Genomic DNA, 15,632 nt, shown 5'->3' with positions numbered 1-15,632 from the left:
TAGTGGGACCATGGGAAGCGCCATGACTGCCCTGCCCCTGGTCTTCGACGCCCCCCGCCGGGGCAAGCCCCCACGCCACCTCGCCGACCTCACTCGTGAGGAGGCCCGCGCGGCGGTCGCCGAGCTCGGTCAGCCGGCCTTCCGTGCCGACCAGCTGGCCCGGCACTTCTACCGGGGCGTCACCGACCCGGCCCAGATGACCGACCTGCCGGCCGCCGTCCGCGAGACGCTCACCGGCGCGCTGCTGCCCGGCCTGCTGACGCCGGTGCGGCACCAGTCGGCCGACGGGGGGCGCACCCGCAAGACGCTGTGGCGGCTGCACGACGGCGCTCTGGTCGAGAGCGTGCTCATGCGCTACCCGGACCGCGCCACCGTCTGCATCTCCAGCCAGGCCGGGTGCGGCATGGCCTGCCCGTTCTGCGCGACCGGGCAGGGCGGCCTGACCCGGAACCTGTCCGCCGCGGAGATCATCGGCCAGGCGGTCGCGGCCGCGGCGGCGATGGCGGGCGGCGAGATCCCCGGCGGCCCCGGCCGGCTGTCCAACGTCGTCTTCATGGGCATGGGCGAGCCCCTGGCCAACTACGCGCGGGTGCGCAAGACCCTCGACGCGCTGGTCACGCCGACCCCGCACGGGCTGGGCCTCTCGCAGCGGTCGATCACCGTCTCCACCGTCGGCGTCGTCCCGGCGATCCGGCGGCTGACCGAGGAGGGCCTCAACGTGACCCTCGCGGTGAGCCTGCACGCGCCGGACGACGAGCTGCGCGACACCCTGGTGCCGATCAACACCCGCTGGAAGGTCGACGAGGTCGTCGGCGCCGCCGACGCCTACGCCGAGCGCACCGGCCGCCGGTACTCGATCGAGTACGCGCTCATCCGGGACGTCAACGACCAGCCCGAGCGGGCCGACCTGCTGGGCCGGCTGCTCGCCGGGCGCCGGGCGCACGTGAACCTCATCCCGCTCAACCCGACGCCGGGCAGCCCGTGGGACGCCAGCCCGCTGCCGGCCCAGCGCGAGTTCGTGGCGCGGCTGCGCGCCGCCGGGGTGCCGACGACGGTCCGCGACACCCGCGGTCAGGACATCGACGGCGCCTGCGGTCAGCTGGCCGCGGCCGACCGGGTGGAGGGAGTCCCCAGCGTGGCCGTGCCGACGCCGTCCCTCGAGCCGCCGGTGGAGCTGGGCGCCGAGGCGGACGAGTGAGCGCCGCCGGCGAGCCGCCGGCGGAGGCGCACGCGCACACCCACTCCGACGTCTCGGGCGGGTGGCTGCGGGCCGCGGTCTTCGGGGCCATGGACGGGCTGGTCACCAACACCGCGCTGGTGGCCGGGGTGGGCGGCGGTGGCGCCGCGCCGCGGGCGATCGTGCTCGCGGGCGTGGCCAGCCTGGTCGCCGGGGCGATCTCCATGGCGCTGGGCGAGTACACCTCGGTGCGGACGCAGAACGAGCAGCTCGACCTCGAGGTCGCCAAGGAGCGCCGGGAGCTGGAGCGCAACCCGCACGGCGAGCTGGCCGAGCTGGTGGAGATGCTGCGGGTCCGCGGGGTGGACGACGAGCTCGCCCCGCTGGTCGCCCGGCAGCTGTCCCGCGACCCCGACACGGCGCTGCGGCTGCACGTCGTCGCCGAGCTCGGGCTCAACCCGGAGGACAAGCCGTCGCCGGTGGTCGCGGCGGTGTCCTCGTTCCTGACCTTCGCCACCGGGGCGGTGGTCCCGCTGCTGCCCTACCTGGTCGGCGTCTCGCTGCTGTGGGTGGCGCTGCTGTGCGGCGGCGTCGGGCTCGCTGCGGCCGGGGCGCTGTCGTCGCGGTTCACGCCGCGGCCCTGGTGGTCCGCCGCGCTGCGGCAGGTGCTGTTCGGCGGGATCGCCGCGGGCGTGACCTACGCGATCGGGCTGGCCATCGGCGTCACCGTCACCTGACGGGGACCCCCGGAACGCCGCGGACGCCGGCCAGGAGGTCCTGACCGGCGTCCGACGGGGGTGCGGGGCGTGCTCAGCCCTGGGCGGCAGCCTTGCGGCGGCGGGCGGCGAACACGGTGGCACCGCCGAGCAGGACCAGGCCGGTGCCGGCGACCAGCGGGACGGTGACGTCGGCGCCGGTGTAGGCCAGGCTCTCCGAGGCGGTGGCCACGGTCGCGCCGGCCGCGACGACGGTGACGGTCTCCTCGAAGTGGCTGCCCATGTTGCCGTCGAAGGCGAGGGTGTGGGTGCCCGCCGGGACGCCGGCCGGGAGGGTGAACTCGACGGTCAGCACGCCCTGCGCGTCGGCCGGGAAGGTGCCGATCGGGGTCGGGGTCGAGTGCAGCACGAGGGAGACCTGCTCGTACGGCTGGAAGCCCTTGATCACCCGGACGACCTTCTCACCCGGCGCGGGGGTGGAGTCCGTGGTCGCCGAGGTGGTGGTCGTGGCGATGCCCGGCGTGTTGGGCTTCGCGCCCGGGACGAACGCGGCGGTCGGCGCCGGGGTGGTCGACGGCGCAGGGGTGCTCGTGGTGGGGGTGGTCGGCTCGGCGTTCGGGTCGACGAGGGTCACCGTGGCGACCGGGTACTCGACGTTGGTGGTGTAGGTGGGGGAGACCTCGTAGAACCCGAGGTAGTCGACGCACGCGGCGTGGACCTCGTAGGTGCCCGGCGTGGTGCCGGCCTTGAACGCCAGCTCGAGCGACCACGTGCCGTCCGCCGCGGCGAAGTCGCCGTTCTGGAGCAGCTCCGGGCTGCCGTCGTCGATGCCGACCATGATCAGGTTCGGGTTGCCCGGGACGCCCTCGGGGCAGTCGGTGCCGGAGACGGTGAAGACCTGCTCCGCGGCCACGGAGCCGGGAGCCACCACCGGTGCGGCCGGGGCGGCGAACGCGGCGGGGGCGGCGATCAGGGTCGAGCCCGTGACGGCCAGGCCGAGCAGTGCTCCGGCGGCGACACGGGTGGTGGTGCGGGACATCAGCGGCTCTCCGCTCGCTCAGGAGTCCGGCGCTCCGGACTGCTCTGACCTCCTGATCGGCAGGGAGTCGGCCGAGGTGTAGCTGTGGGGTACTCCGCCAGATAACCGGTTCGTAACGGTTCCGTACCCCGGTCAGCGGGAGCAACTGAGCCCGGCGGCGGCCAGGGCCGCGCCGGTGCCCGCGGTGGCGAAGCGGAGGGGCAGGCCGGGGTCCGGTGCGCGGGCCGGCAGCACCTCGACCTCCCCGGGGTCGACCGTCGCCAGCGACGTGAGGTCGGTGGCCGAGGTGCCGGCGTCCACGGTCAGCGCGCCGGTCGCCGCCCAGCCGACCCGCTGGAGCCGCCACGGCTCCAGGCCGGCGCCGCGGACGGCGCCGACGAGGGCGGTCAGCACGGTCGCCGCGGCCGAGGCCCGGCCGTCGGGGTCCACCGCGGCCGGCTGCCACCGCCCGTCGACCAGGTGCTCGGGGTGCCGGGACCGCACCAGCGCCAGGGCGGTCCGGCCGTCCACGTGCTGTGGGCCCGCCTCGGGGACGAGCAGCCCCGCCGCCGGGTCCCGGACCGGCTGCGGGACGTCGAGGCGGAGGCCGCCGACGGCGTCGACGACGGCGGCGAAGCCGGCCAGGTCGACGGTCACCAGGTGGTCGGTGGGGATGCCGAGGTCGCAGAGCGCGTCCACGGTCGACTGCGGGCCCTGCAGCCACGTCAGGGCCAGCCGCCGGGGCCGGTCACCGCCCGGGACGACCAGGTCGCGGGGGACGGAGAGCACCTCGCCGCGGTGGACGACGAGGACGACGTCGGCCCGGCTGCCGGGCACGTCGTCGGCCGTCCCGAACTCCGCCGTCGACGCGCCCTCGGGCAGCGCGGACCGGTCGTCCAGGCCGAGGAGCACCCACGTCGGCTCGTCCCCGGGGTGCGTGTCGACGGCCACGCGGTCGATGCGCGTGACCAGCAGGGCGACGTCCGCACCGAGCACCGCGACGGCGGCCACGAGCGCGAGCAGGGCGATCCGCAGGGCCGTGGGGGTGGGCGTGGAGCGGGACATCGGCGGCTCTCCGCGTGGTCGGGGATCCGGGACCCGGACTGCTCCACCTCAGATCGGCGGGCCGTTCGCCGGGCGGTACCGGCCCCGCAGCGACGAGAGGCCCGCTCCCTCGGGGAGCGGGCCTCTCGTCGTCGTCAGCGGAGCGTCACTGGCTGCGCCAGGCGTTCTTCCGCCGGAAGTAGTCGTAGACCTTGAGCAGGATCATGAGCAGCACGATCGCGCCGACCCACCAGTCCTCGACGCGGCCCTCGTGGTTGCCGACGAGGTAGGCGAGCATGAACAGGATCGCGACCCAGGAGGCGATCCGGCCGGCGCGGCCGGTCTCCCCGTGCCAGCCCCAGTCCTCCGGCCGCTCGTGCTCGACGGGGTGGGCGTCGCGGCGGACGACGGCCTCCTCGCGGCCCGGCTGGTTGACCCGCTCGGTCGCGGGGTTGTCCGTCGCGATCCGCTCGCGGTGGGTCTGCTCGCTCACGCGCTCTCCTCGCTGGCGCCCGGCGTCCACCGTCGCGGGCGCCGATGTGTCCTGGGGCTCGCTCGCCCTCCGGCCCATTCTGGCAGGAGCCCCCGGAGCCCACCGCCCGAGGTCGGGACGGCGCGCCGCCGGGGCAGGATGGGCCCGTGAGCGGACAGGCGCGTGAGCATCGCGGGGAGCGCCGGCGACCGAGGAGCGCAGCGCGCCGCGGGAGCGAACGATGAGCACGGTGAGCGACGTGCGTGAGGTGACGGTGCTCGGCTCCACCGGCTCGATCGGCCGGCAGGCGATCGCGGTGGCCGAGCAGAACCCCGACCGGCTGCGGATCACCGCCCTGGCCGCGGGGGGCGGGGACGTCGGCCTGCTCGCCGAGCAGGCGCTGTCGCTCGGCGTCCGCACCGTCGCCGTGGCCCGGGCCACCGCCGCCCAGGACCTCCAGCTGGCGTTCTACGCGGCCGCCTCCCAGCGGGGCTGGGCCCAGGGCGAGTACTCCCTGCCGGAGATCCTCGCCGGGCCGCGGGCCGCGGAGGAGCTCGCCGCCCGCCCCGCCGACGTCGTCCTCAACGGGATCACCGGCTCGATCGGGCTCGGCCCCACGCTGGCCGCCCTGCGCGCCGGGAACACCGTGGCGCTGGCCAACAAGGAGTCGCTGGTGGCCGGTGGGGACCTGGTCACAGCCGCGGCCGCGCCGGGGCAGCTGGTGCCGGTGGACTCCGAGCACTCGGCGCTCGCCCAGTGCCTGCGCGGCGGGCACACGAGCGAGGTGGCCCGGCTGGTGCTCACCGCCAGCGGCGGGCCCTTCCGCGGCCGCAGCGCCGAGGAGCTGGTCGACGTCACCGTCGAGCAGGCGCTGGCCCACCCCACCTGGGCGATGGGGCCGGTGGTGACGATCAACTCGGCGACCCTGGTCAACAAGGGCCTGGAGCTGATCGAGGCGCACCTGCTCTTCGGCGTCCCGTACGCCGACATCGACGTCGTGGTGCACCCGCAGTCGATCGTGCACTCGATGGTCACCTTCGCCGACGGCGCGACGATCGCCCAGGCCAGCCCGCCCGACATGCGCCTGCCCATCGCCCTGGCACTGGCCTGGCCCGACCGCCTGCCGCACGTGCAGCCGGCGCTGGACTGGTCGACGGCGAGCACGTGGGAGTTCGCCCCGCTGGACGAGGTCGCGTTCCCCGCCGTCCGGCTGGCCCGGGCCGCCGGCGAGGCGGCGGGCGTGGTGCCGGCGATGTTCAACGCCGCCAACGAGGAGGCGGTGGCCGCGTTCGTGGCGGGTCGGCTGCCGTTCCGGGGCATCGTCGACCTCGTCGCGCGTACCCTCGACGACGCGCCGGACCACGGCGCCCCCACCTGCGTCGAGGACGTCCTGGCGGCGGAGAAGTGGGCCCGGGACCACGCCCGGGGAGTCATCGCCGGAGGCTGAGCTGAGCGGGATCCTCCTGACCGTCCTCGGGATCGTCGCGTTCGCGGTCGGCCTGCTGTTCTCGATCGGCTTCCACGAGTACGGCCACTTCCACTGGGCCCGGAAGTTCGGCATGCGGGTGCCCCAGTTCATGGTCGGCTTCGGCCCGACGGTGTTCTCGCGGCGCCGCGGCGAGACCGAGTACGGCCTCAAGGCCGTGCCGCTGGGCGGCTACATCCGGATCGTCGGCATGATCCCGCCGGCCGAGGAGGGTGAGAGCAAGCGCGCCACCCGGATGCGCAGCTTCATCGCCGAGGTCCGCGGGCAGGCGCTCAACGACGTGCTGCCCAGCGACGCCGGGCGGGTGTTCTACGCCAAGCCCTGGTGGCAGCGGGTCATCGTGATGTTCGCCGGCCCCTTCCACAACCTGGTGCTGGCCGTCGTCCTCTTCGCGATCACGCTGACCGCCGTCGGCACGAGCGTCTTCACCACCACCGTGCGCGACGTCCCCGCCTGCGTGCTGCCGGCCGGGGCCGCCAGCGCCACCGCCGAGGACCCGTGCTCGGTGCCGATCACCGCCGACGGCGCGCTGTGCGAGGCCGGCGCCGCCGGGTGCGCGCTGCCGCAGCGCAGCCCCGCCGCGGCCGCCGGGCTGCGCCCCGGCGACACGATCGTCGCCCTCGGCGGCACGCCGGTGGAGCCCACGTCCTACGACAGCTGGACGGCGGTGCAGGAGGCGATCCGCACCAGCCCCGGCCAGGCGCTGCCGCTGACCATCGAGCGTGACGGGCAGCGGCGCGACCTGACGGTCACGCCCATCGCCAACACCGTGTACGTCGAGGCCGGCAGCGACGAGACGACCACCGCGGGCTACCTGGGCGTCTCCCCGACGCCGGAGCTGGCCCGCCAGTCCCTGGCCGACCTGCCCGGCTACTTCGGGATGGTCGTCGCCAACTCCGTGGAGCGGCTGGTCGAGATCCCGGAGAAGGTGCCGCAGCTGTTCCGCGCCGCCTTCCTCGGCGAGGAGCGGGACGAGAACGGCCCGATCGGCGTCGTCGGCGTCGGCCGGATCTCCGGCGAGGTCTTCGCCATCCCGCAGTTCAGCGGCGCGGAGAAGATCAGCTTCTTCCTCAGCCTGCTGGCCAGCGTCAACCTGGTGCTGTTCCTGTTCAACCTGCTGCCGATCTACCCGTTGGACGGCGGGCACGTCGCCGGGGCGCTGTACGAGAAGGCGCGCTCGGTGGTCGCCCGGCTGCGCGGACGCCCCGACCCGGGGCCGTTCGACATCGCCCGCCTCATGCCGGTGGCCTACGTCGTCGCCGGCTTGTTCATCGTGCTGTCGGGGTTGCTGCTCGTGGCCGACATCGTCAACCCGATCACGCTGCAGTAGCGCGTCGGCGCGGGTCACAGCCGCGGTGGCGGCACCGCGGTGCACGCCGGGCGATACTGGTTGTCATGGCGACCCCCGTCAGTCTCGGCATGCCCGCTGCGCCCCCGCCCGTCCTGGCCCCGCGCCGCAAGACCCGTCAGCTCGACGTCGGTGGCGTGGGAGTGGGCAGTGACTCCCCGGTCAGCGTGCAGTCGATGACGACGACCAAGACCGCGGACATCAACGCGACCCTCCAGCAGATCGCCGAGCTGACCGCCGCGGGCTGCCAGATCGTGCGGGTCGCGGTGCCCGACACCGACGACGCCGAGGCGCTGCCGGCGATCGCGGCGAAGTCGCAGATCCCGGTGATCGCCGACATCCACTTCCAGCCGCGGTACGTGTTCGCCGCGATCGACGCCGGCTGCGCCGCCGTCCGCGTGAACCCCGGCAACATCAAGAAGTTCGACGACAAGGTCGGCGAGATCGCCAGGGCCGCCGGCGACGCGGGCATCCCGATCCGGATCGGCGTGAACGCCGGGTCGCTGGACAAGCGGCTGCTCGCGAAGTACGGCAAGGCCACGCCCGAGGCGCTGGTGGAGTCCGCGCTGTGGGAGTGCTCGCTGTTCGAGGAGCACGGCTTCCGCGACATCAAGATCTCGGTCAAGCACAACGACCCGGTCGTCATGGTGCGGGCCTACGAGCTGCTCGCCGCGCAGTGCGACTACCCGCTGCACCTCGGCGTCACCGAGGCCGGCCCCGCCTTCCAGGGCACGATCAAGTCCGCCGTCGCCTTCGGGGCGCTGCTGTCCCAGGGCATCGGCGACACCATCCGCGTCTCCCTGTCGGCCCCGCCGGTGGAGGAGGTCAAGGTCGGCACCCAGATCCTCGAGTCGCTCAACCTGCGCCAGCGCGGTCTGGAGATCGTCAGCTGCCCGTCCTGCGGCCGCGCCCAGGTCGACGTCTACCGCCTGGCCGACGAGGTCACCGCCGGCCTCGACGGCCTGGAGGTGCCGCTGCGGGTCGCCGTCATGGGCTGCGTCGTCAACGGCCCGGGGGAGGCCCGCGAGGCCGACCTGGGCGTGGCGTCCGGCAACGGCAAGGGGCAGATCTTCGTCAAGGGCGAGGTCGTCAAGACCGTGCCCGAGTCGCAGATCGTCGAGACCCTCATCGAGGAGGCCATGCGGCTCGCCGGCGAGCAGGCCGACGCCGGGGTCCCCTCGGGCGCGCCCGTCGTCACCGTCGGCTGATCCGGCCGGTGCTCCGCACGCCGACCGCCCGGGTCCTCGACGAGACCGACGAGCCGGCCGTCCGCCGGCTGTTGGCCACGGACCCCGTGGCGGCCTGCGTCATCGCCGGGCGGGTGGAGGTCGCGGGGACGGCGGCGCGGGCCCTCGGCGCCCCGCTGTGGGGCGTCGGCAGCGGCCGCTCCCTCGACGCGGTGTGCCTGGCCGGGGCGAACCTGATCCCCTTCACCGTGCCGGGGGCCGAGCGCACCGCGGCGGCCGCGTTCGCCGAGCGGGCGCGGCGGGCCGGGCGGCGCTGCTCCACGATCGTCGGCCCGGCCGCCGCCGTCGAGCCGCTGTGGGAGCTGCTGGAACCCTCCTGGGGCCCCGCCCGCGACCACCGCCCCCGCCAGCCGCTGCTCGCGATCGAGGGACCGCCCGCGGTCGCCCCCGAGCCCCGCGTGCGGCCGGTCCGCCCCGCGGAGCTGGAGGTCCTCATGCCCGCGGCGGTGGCCATGTTCACCGAGGAGGTGGGGGTCAGCCCGCTGCGGGTCGACGGCGGCGCCGGGTACCGCGCCAGGGTCGCCGACCTGGTCCGCGCCGGTCAGTCCCTGGCCTGGATCGAGGGCGGCGAGGTGCTGTTCAAGGCAGAGATCGGCGCGGTGTCGCGCACCGTCTGCCAGGTCCAGGGGGTGTGGGTGGCCCCCGCCCACCGGGGCCGCGGCATCGGCACCGCCGGCACCGCCGCCGTCGTCGAGTACGCCCGCGCCGCGATCGCACCGGTGGTCAGCCTCTACGTCAACGACTTCAACGCCCCCGCCCGGGCCTCCTACGCGCGGGTGGGCTTCCAGGAGGTCGGGCGGTTCGCCAGCGTCCTGTTCTAGAAGGACCCCCTGCCCCCCTCCACTCGCACGCTCGCGGAGGGCCCCTGCAGGGGGCCAGGAGCCGAGGCGGGACCCTGCCCCCTCCACTCGCACGCTCGCGGAGGGCCCCTGCAGGGGGCCAGGAGCCGAGGCGGGACCCCTGCCCCCACCACTCGCACGCTCGCGGTGGGCCCCTGCAGGGGCCGGGGGCCGGGCCTCCCGGGGATCGGCGACGCCATCTGGAACGCTGTCTCCCCGTGCGAACACGACGGGGGACGGTCCTCGCAACCACGCTCGTGCTGCTGGCCGCGCCGGCGCTGGCCGCCTGCTCGGGCGACCCCACCGACGAGGTGCGGGCCGCGGCGGAGGCCTTCCTCGACGACTGGGCCGCGGGCGACGTCGACGCCGCGGCCGGTGCCACCACGGATCCGGACGCCGCCGCCGCGCTGCTGGAGCAGACCGCGACCGACCTCCCCGACGCCACGCTGAGCCCGGAGCCGGGCGCCGTCGCGGTCGAGGAGGACACGGCCACCGTCGAGTGGACCGCCACCTGGGACCTCGCCGCCGCCCCCGAGTGGAGCTACCCGGCCACGCTGCGGCTGCGCGAGGCCGAGGAGGGCTGGGACGTCGTCGCCGAGCCCACCCTCGTGCACCCCGAGCTCGGCGAGGGCCAGCACCTGGTGCTCGCCCGCGAGCTGCCCGAGCGGGCGGCGATCACCGACGCGGGCGGGCAGCCGCTGTTCACGCCCACCGAGGTGGTCAACGTCGGCGTCGACCCGGGCCAGGTCACCGACCTGCCCGCGCTGGCCGGGGCGCTGTCGGCGGCCACCGGGGTCGCCGCCGAGGAGATCACCGCCGACGTCCAGGCCGCGCCCGCCGGTCAGTTCGTCCCGGTGATCACCCTGCGCCGTCCCGACTTCGAGGCCATCCGCGCGCAGGTCTTCGACCTGCCCGGCGCGGTGTTCCCCACCGACACCCGGCTGCTGGCCCCCACCGCCCGCTTCGCCTCGGCCCTGCTGGGCCGGGTCGGCCCGGCGACGGCGGAGGTGCTGGAGGAGGCCACGGTGGACGGCGAGCCCGCCTACGCCTCCGGTGACCAGCTGGGCCTGTCCGGCCTGCAGCGGGCCCTCCAGGAGCAGCTGACCGGCACCGCCGGCTTCACCGTCAGCGTGGCGAGCACCGACGAGAGCACCGGCGACGCCGGCCGGGAGGTCGACGCGGTCGCACCGGTGCCCGGCGAGCCGGTGCAGACGCCGCTGGTGCCGGCGGTCCAGAACGCCGCGGACGCCGCCGTCGCCGGCCAGCCGCTGCCCACCCACCTCGTGGTCGTGCGGCCCCGCACCGGCGAGATCGTCGCCGTCTCCTCCAACGAGGCGGCCGCCGCCGGCAACGCGCTCAGCGGGCAGTTCCCGCCGGGCTCCAGCATGAAGACGATCACCGCGACCGCGCTGCTGGGCAAGGGCATGACCCCGGAGAGGCCGGTGCCCTGCCCCGGCACGTTCGTCGTCGAGGGCCGCGAGTTCGAGAACCAGGACCAGTTCGACCTGGGCACCGTGCCGTTCACCGAGGCGTTCGCGAAGTCCTGCAACACCACCTTCATGCAGCAGTCGCTGGAGCTGCTGCCCGACGACGCCCTCGCCGCCGCGGCCGCCTCCTACGGCGTGGGCACCGACTGGCAGCTGCCGGTCGACGTGTTCAGCGGCAGCATCCCCGCCGACAGCACCGGGACGACCAAGGCGGCCGACGCGATCGGCCAGGGCCAGGTGCTGATGAGCCCGGCCCAGATGGCGCTCGTCGCGGCAGGGGTGGCCGGCGGGACCCCGGTGGCGCCGGTCGAGGTGGTGGGCGCGGAGCCCGCGGGGACCGTGCCGGCCGGACCGGACCCCGCCGTGCTCGACCAGCTGCGGCCGATGATGCGGCAGGTGGTGCTCTCCGGGACCGCCACCGCCCTGGACGACCGCGGCGAGGTCTACGGGAAGACCGGCACGGCCGAGTACGGCAGCAACACCCCGCCGGACGCACACGGCTGGTTCATGGGTTACCAGGTGGCCGGTCCGCAGGGCGACCTCGCCTTCGCCGTCCTGGTGGAGGGCGGCCAGTCCAGCAGCGCCGCCGTCGCCGTGACCGACGCCTTCCTCGGCGGCCTCGGCTGAGCTGACGGCCCTCCTGCTCCGGTCTCAGGCGGGACCGAAGGCGGTCCGCTCCGCGCGCTCGAAGCGGCCGCGGGTCAGGCGCAGCAGGAGCCGGAACGCCCGCCCGCCGTCGCCGAACGCGGCGTCCACCTGCTCGTCGGTCAGCCCGTGCGCCGCCCAGGGCAGCAGGAACGGCATGTCCCGCAGCCCGTGCGTGGACTGCGCCGCCCGCTCGGCGGCCTGCCACTCGGCGGTCGTCAGGTGCTGCTGGGCCAGGGGGAGGGCCCCGGTCTCCTCGTGCACCAGGTGCTCGGCGAGGCAGTCCCGGGTCGCGGTCACGCGGTCGGCGAGCCGGTCGCGGGTCGCGGCGTCGGGGGCGAACGCCATGGCGGTGAAGCAGGTCGAGCAGGCGTCGAGGAGCGGGTCGATGAGCTCGTGCTCGGCCTCCATGGCCTCCAGGGTCGCCCGCCCGTCGGCGTCGCCGGCCGCGTCGACGTGGGCCAGCAGCAGCGGCCAGATGGCGGTGTCCTCGACGGTGTGGTGGTGGTGCAGGACCGTGCCGAAGCGGTGCCAGCGCGCGGACAGCGCCCGCCAGGCCACGCCGTCCTCCACCGGGGTCTGCCGCACCGCGCTCGCGAAGCGGTCCAGGTCACGGCGGAAGGCGTGGTGCATCACGTACATGCCCGAGAGGTCGTGGGGTCCCTCGGCCACGGCGGCCTGACCGGGCAGGTCCAGCTGGCGGCGGACGTCGGTGGGGGTGCTCATCGCGGGTCACTCCTGGGGGTCGGAGCCGGGCGTCCTCGCTCCGGCGACCGCCACCCTCGGGGGCTCCGCTTGCAGCGCGCTTGCGGCCGACTGGTCGCGGCCCTGCGCGGTCAACCCTCGGGCAGCCCCGGGAACGCGGTGGTGACCGGCGTCTGCGCGGCCGCCCCCCGCCACGACACGGCCCGCACCTCGGCGGCGCCCAGCTCGTCGACCGCGAGCCGGCGCACCGTCGACTGCACCGCCTGGTCGAGCACCCGCACCCAGGCCGCGGCGACGCCGTCCTCCAGGACGACGGCCAGCGCGGCGGCGTCCACGGGGGAGACGACGGGGAACGGCAGGGCGTAGCCGGCCTCGGCCGGCACGGGGTCGTCGCCGCGCTCCTCCAGCAGCTCGCCCAGCCGGTCGCGGACGTCGCGGTGGGCGTTCTCCGCCACCGACGCCTGCGGGCGCGACTGCGGCGGCAGGCCGGCGCCGACCGAGCCGTAGCCCCACACGGCGGCGTGCTCGGCGGCCAGGGCCTCCCGCAGTGCGGTGGTCTCGGTGCCCTCGTCCAGGACGCCGTCGTCAGCCATGGACGCACCCCCTCGCCGGACCGCCGGTCACGCCAGCACCGCCTCCTGCCCGCGGAGGCCCGCGGCCAGCGACCCCAGCAGCGCGGCCCGGGGACCGGTCTGGTCGACGGCGGCGTCCGCGTGCGAGCGGGCGGCGGTGGACACCTGGCCGCGCAGCCAGCCCCGCACGTCGCCCCCGGCCGGCGGAGCACCCGCGGCCGGCGACGAGGAGGCCGACGGCGAACCGGACGACGGGGCCGCCGCCCGCAACCGCTCCAGCTGGTCGGCGGCCTGCGCGGACTGCGCACCCACCGCCGCGGCGAGGGCCGGGTCGGCGGACGCGGCGGCCGCGTACGCCGCCACCAGGGCCTCCTGCACGGCGACCTGCCCGGCCAGCCGGTCGGCCTCCGCGGTGCTGACCGCGGGGGCGCCGGAGGAGCCGGACGTGCAGCCGGTGGCCGCGAGGGCCAGCCCGGCCGAGGCCGCCAGCAGCGCGCGTCGCGAGATCCCCCGGGGTGCGGGGGTGGGCGAGGGGAGCATCGCCCCCCATCCTCTCAGCCGCGGGCGCGGCGCCGCGGCGGGCACACCGGGGTGGCGGAGACCTCCCGGCGCCCGGTCTCGGGGGCGATCGGCGGGCGGTAGCCTGGCTCTTCGCCCGGTACCGGGCCCGGCGGCGTGTCCGCCGTCGCCCACGGGGGCACGAGACCGGGCGGGAGCCGCTCCGGTGTGCCCCGACCGAGCTCGGAGAGAGAGGGAGCCCCGTGTCCGCCGCTTCCCGCACCGACCCCGTGGCCACCCGGCTGGCCGGCCGGATCGGGCCGGTCGTCGACGCCGCCGGCTACGACCTGGAGGAGCTCGTCGTCACCCCGGCCGGACGCCGCAGCGTGGTGCGCGTGGTGGTCGACCGCGACGAGGGGGTCACGCTCGACGACGTCGCCGAGGTCAGCCGGGCGGTGTCCACGGCCCTCGACGAGGACGACACCGAGTTCGGCGGGCTGCCCTACGTGCTGGAGGTCACCAGCCCCGGGGTGGACCGCCCGCTCACCGAACCGCGGCACTGGCGGCGCAACACCGGCCGGCTGGTCAGCGTGACCGTCGGCCCGGCCGGCTCCGCCGAGGAGGTGACCGCCCGCGTGCTCGCGGTGGACGACACCGGGGTCTCCCTGGCCGTGGAGGCGAAGGGCAAGCCGGGGGCCAAGAAGCGCCCGCCGACCCAGCGGCACGTGACGTGGCCGGAACTCGGCACCGGGCGGGTGCAGGTGGAGTTCGGCCGGCCCGAGCCGGACGCGCAGCCGGATCCCGCAGAGGACGACGAGGACGACGGAGGAGGACAGTGAACATCGACGTGACCGCCTTGAAGGCGGTCGAGCGGGAGAAGGGCATCCCGGCCGACACGGTCATCGAGGCGATCGAGACCGCGCTGGTGACGGCCTACCGGCACGCGGACGGCGCGGCCAAGCACGTGCGGGTGCACGTGGACCGCAAGAGCGGCGAGGTCGCCGTCCTCGCCCAGGAGCTGGGCGCCGACGGTGAGGTCGTCCGCGAGTGGGACGACACCCCCAGCGACTTCGGCCGCATCGCGGCCAGCACCGCCAAGCAGGTCATCGTGCAGCGGCTGCGGGACGCCGAGCACGAGCAGACCTTCGGCGAGTACGTCGGCAAGGAGGGCGACATCGTCAGCGGCATCGTGCAGGCGCACGACCGCCGCAACGTGCAGGGCACCGTGCTGATCGACATCGGCAAGGTCGAGGCGGTGCTCCCGCCCACCGAGCAGGTGCCCGGCGAGACGTACGCGCACGGCAGCCGGCTGAAGGCCTACGTGGTGTCGGTCGCCCGCACCTTCCGCGGCCCGCAGGTGACCGTCTCCCGCACCCACCCCAACCTGGTGCGCAAGCTGTTCGCGCTCGAGGTGCCCGAGATCGCCGACGGCAGCGTCGAGATCGTGGCCGTGGCCCGCGAGGCCGGGCACCGCTCGAAGATCGCCGTCCGCACCAAGGTGCCCGGGCTCAACGCCAAGGGCTCCTGCATCGGCCCGATGGGCCAGCGGGTGCGCAACGTGATGAGCGAGCTGCACGGCGAGAAGATCGACATCGTCGACTGGTCCGACGACCCGGCGACCTTCGTCGCCTCCGCGCTGAGCCCGGCGCGGGTGACCAGCGCCCAGGTCGTCGACCCCCAGGCCAAGGCCGTGCGGGTCGTCGTCCCCGACTACCAGCTGTCGCTGGCGATCGGCAAGGAGGGGCAGAATGCGCGGCTGGCCGCACGGCTGACCGGCTGCCGGATCGACATCCGCAGCGACGCCGAGGCCGACGACGCCGCGCCGTCCCCGGGGGTGGGCCGGGCACCGCTGCGGTCCGGCGCCCCGGCGGCCGGCCCCGCGGGTCCCGGCGCCCGCCGCGGGGGAGCGGGTGGAGGATCACGCCCCGGCCGGGTGCCCGGTGGCCGGAGTGCGGAACACCCGGGGCGTTCCGCGCGCTAGAGTGCAGGGTGGCCGAAACGTCGATCCCGGTGCGCACCTGTGTGGGCTGCCGGAAGCGCGCTCCGGTCACCGACCTGTTGCGCGTCGTCGTCTCGGGCGGGGCACTCGTCCCCGATCCGCGACGGAGGCTCCCCGGCAGGGGGGCGTCACTGCACCCCACCCCGGAGTGCCTGCGTGCAGCGGAACGACGCCGGGCCTTCGCCCGGGCACTGCGCTGCAGCAGCCCGGTGGAGGCCGGTCCGCTCCGGGTCCACGTCCTCGGTACGCCGTCCGCGGCGCCACCGGGGTACGGGTCCGACGCGGGCGGGTAGTACGAACGACAACCGCAACAACACAGACGGACCGGCAACCGGCCGGTCCGCAGTCGAGTCAGGACGTCGTCGGATGAGCAAGCCGT

General features: G+C 75.6%; 16 protein-coding genes. 10 read left to right on the top strand and 6 right to left on the bottom strand.

The window, feature by feature from the left end; genetic code table 11:
* The first annotated feature begins 22 nt into the window (after positions 1 to 22).
* Together rlmN and ACI78Q_RS04370 are read left to right on the top strand one after the other, a co-directional pair.
* A complete protein-coding gene (gene rlmN, locus ACI78Q_RS04375; protein WP_456922100.1) occupies positions 23 to 1,198 on the top strand; it encodes a 23S rRNA (adenine(2503)-C(2))-methyltransferase RlmN in 1,176 nt (391 codons plus the stop codon).
* A complete protein-coding gene (locus tag ACI78Q_RS04370) occupies positions 1,195 to 1,914 on the top strand; it encodes a VIT1/CCC1 transporter family protein (protein ID WP_456922099.1) in 720 nt (239 codons plus the stop codon). The genes rlmN and ACI78Q_RS04370 overlap by 4 nt, the downstream gene beginning before the upstream one ends.
* Before the next feature lie 73 nt (positions 1,915 to 1,987).
* Here ACI78Q_RS04370 and ACI78Q_RS04365 read toward each other — a convergent pair whose 3' ends face one another.
* The 3 genes from ACI78Q_RS04365 to ACI78Q_RS04355 all read right to left on the bottom strand — a co-directional run bounded on the left by ACI78Q_RS04365 (position 1,988) and on the right by ACI78Q_RS04355 (position 4,448).
* Entirely contained in the window at positions 1,988 to 2,932 is a 945-nt protein-coding gene (locus tag ACI78Q_RS04365) for an LPXTG cell wall anchor domain-containing protein (protein ID WP_456922098.1), read from the bottom strand.
* A 132-nt stretch (positions 2,933 to 3,064) separates the two neighbouring features.
* Entirely contained in the window at positions 3,065 to 3,976 is a 912-nt protein-coding gene (locus ACI78Q_RS04360; RefSeq protein ID WP_456922097.1) for an LCP family protein, read from the bottom strand.
* Between the two features lie 145 nt (positions 3,977 to 4,121).
* A complete protein-coding gene (locus ACI78Q_RS04355; RefSeq protein WP_456922096.1) occupies positions 4,122 to 4,448 on the bottom strand; it encodes a DUF2631 domain-containing protein in 327 nt (108 codons plus the stop codon).
* 220 nt (positions 4,449 to 4,668) lie between these two features.
* Here ACI78Q_RS04355 and dxr point away from each other — a divergent pair, with 220 nt between their 5' ends.
* The 5 genes from dxr to ACI78Q_RS04330 all read left to right on the top strand — a co-directional run bounded on the left by dxr (position 4,669) and on the right by ACI78Q_RS04330 (position 11,461).
* Complete coding sequence (dxr, locus tag ACI78Q_RS04350) at positions 4,669 to 5,874, top strand: 1-deoxy-D-xylulose-5-phosphate reductoisomerase (protein WP_456922095.1); 1,206 nt, start codon at positions 4,669 to 4,671, stop codon at positions 5,872 to 5,874.
* A 1-nt stretch (position 5,875) separates the two neighbouring features.
* Positions 5,876 to 7,243, top strand: a complete 1,368-nt coding sequence (locus ACI78Q_RS04345) for a M50 family metallopeptidase (RefSeq protein WP_456922307.1) — start codon at positions 5,876 to 5,878, stop codon at positions 7,241 to 7,243.
* A gap of 65 nt (positions 7,244 to 7,308) precedes the next feature.
* Positions 7,309 to 8,469 carry a flavodoxin-dependent (E)-4-hydroxy-3-methylbut-2-enyl-diphosphate synthase gene (ispG, locus tag ACI78Q_RS04340; protein WP_456922094.1) on the top strand — a complete coding sequence of 387 codons (1,161 nt, stop codon included), beginning with the start codon at positions 7,309 to 7,311 and terminating at the stop codon, positions 8,467 to 8,469.
* 8 nt (positions 8,470 to 8,477) lie between these two features.
* Positions 8,478 to 9,329 carry a GNAT family N-acetyltransferase gene (locus tag ACI78Q_RS04335; protein ID WP_456922093.1) on the top strand — a complete coding sequence of 284 codons (852 nt, stop codon included), beginning with the start codon at positions 8,478 to 8,480 and terminating at the stop codon, positions 9,327 to 9,329.
* A 236-nt stretch (positions 9,330 to 9,565) separates the two neighbouring features.
* Positions 9,566 to 11,461, top strand: a complete 1,896-nt coding sequence (locus tag ACI78Q_RS04330; protein WP_456922092.1) for a penicillin-binding transpeptidase domain-containing protein — start codon at positions 9,566 to 9,568, stop codon at positions 11,459 to 11,461.
* A 24-nt stretch (positions 11,462 to 11,485) separates the two neighbouring features.
* On the opposite strand, the gene ACI78Q_RS04325 is transcribed toward ACI78Q_RS04330, so the two are convergent.
* The 3 genes from ACI78Q_RS04325 to ACI78Q_RS04315 all read right to left on the bottom strand — a co-directional run bounded on the left by ACI78Q_RS04325 (position 11,486) and on the right by ACI78Q_RS04315 (position 13,296).
* The gene (locus tag ACI78Q_RS04325) at positions 11,486 to 12,205 is read right to left on the bottom strand and encodes a hemerythrin domain-containing protein (RefSeq protein WP_456922091.1); all 720 of its coding nucleotides are present in this window, start codon (positions 12,203 to 12,205) and stop codon (positions 11,486 to 11,488) included.
* 110 nt (positions 12,206 to 12,315) lie between these two features.
* Positions 12,316 to 12,777: a ferritin-like domain-containing protein gene (locus ACI78Q_RS04320; protein WP_456922090.1), complete on the bottom strand. Its 462-nt coding sequence runs from the start codon at positions 12,775 to 12,777 to the stop codon at positions 12,316 to 12,318.
* A 27-nt stretch (positions 12,778 to 12,804) separates the two neighbouring features.
* Entirely contained in the window at positions 12,805 to 13,296 is a 492-nt protein-coding gene (locus tag ACI78Q_RS04315) for a hypothetical protein (RefSeq protein ID WP_456922089.1), read from the bottom strand.
* A gap of 221 nt (positions 13,297 to 13,517) precedes the next feature.
* Between ACI78Q_RS04315 and rimP the strand changes: the two genes are divergently transcribed.
* The 3 genes from rimP to ACI78Q_RS04300 are packed head-to-tail and all read left to right on the top strand — an operon-like array spanning position 13,518 to position 15,546.
* The gene (gene rimP / locus ACI78Q_RS04310) at positions 13,518 to 14,093 is read left to right on the top strand and encodes a ribosome maturation factor RimP (RefSeq protein ID WP_456922088.1); all 576 of its coding nucleotides are present in this window, start codon (positions 13,518 to 13,520) and stop codon (positions 14,091 to 14,093) included.
* Between the two features lie 8 nt (positions 14,094 to 14,101).
* Entirely contained in the window at positions 14,102 to 15,235 is a 1,134-nt protein-coding gene (nusA, locus tag ACI78Q_RS04305) for a transcription termination factor NusA (RefSeq protein ID WP_456922087.1), read from the top strand.
* Between the two features lie 8 nt (positions 15,236 to 15,243).
* Positions 15,244 to 15,546 (top strand): YlxR family protein, encoded by a 303-nt coding sequence (locus ACI78Q_RS04300; RefSeq protein ID WP_456922086.1) that lies wholly within the window; start codon positions 15,244 to 15,246, stop codon positions 15,544 to 15,546.
* Positions 15,547 to 15,632: the final 86 nt, after the last annotated feature.

It is taken from the genome of Geodermatophilus sp. SYSU D00705 (genome assembly GCF_054050135.1).
Note: the sequence above shows the minus strand (reverse complement) of the source record. Positions and strands in the feature narration are given on the sequence as shown.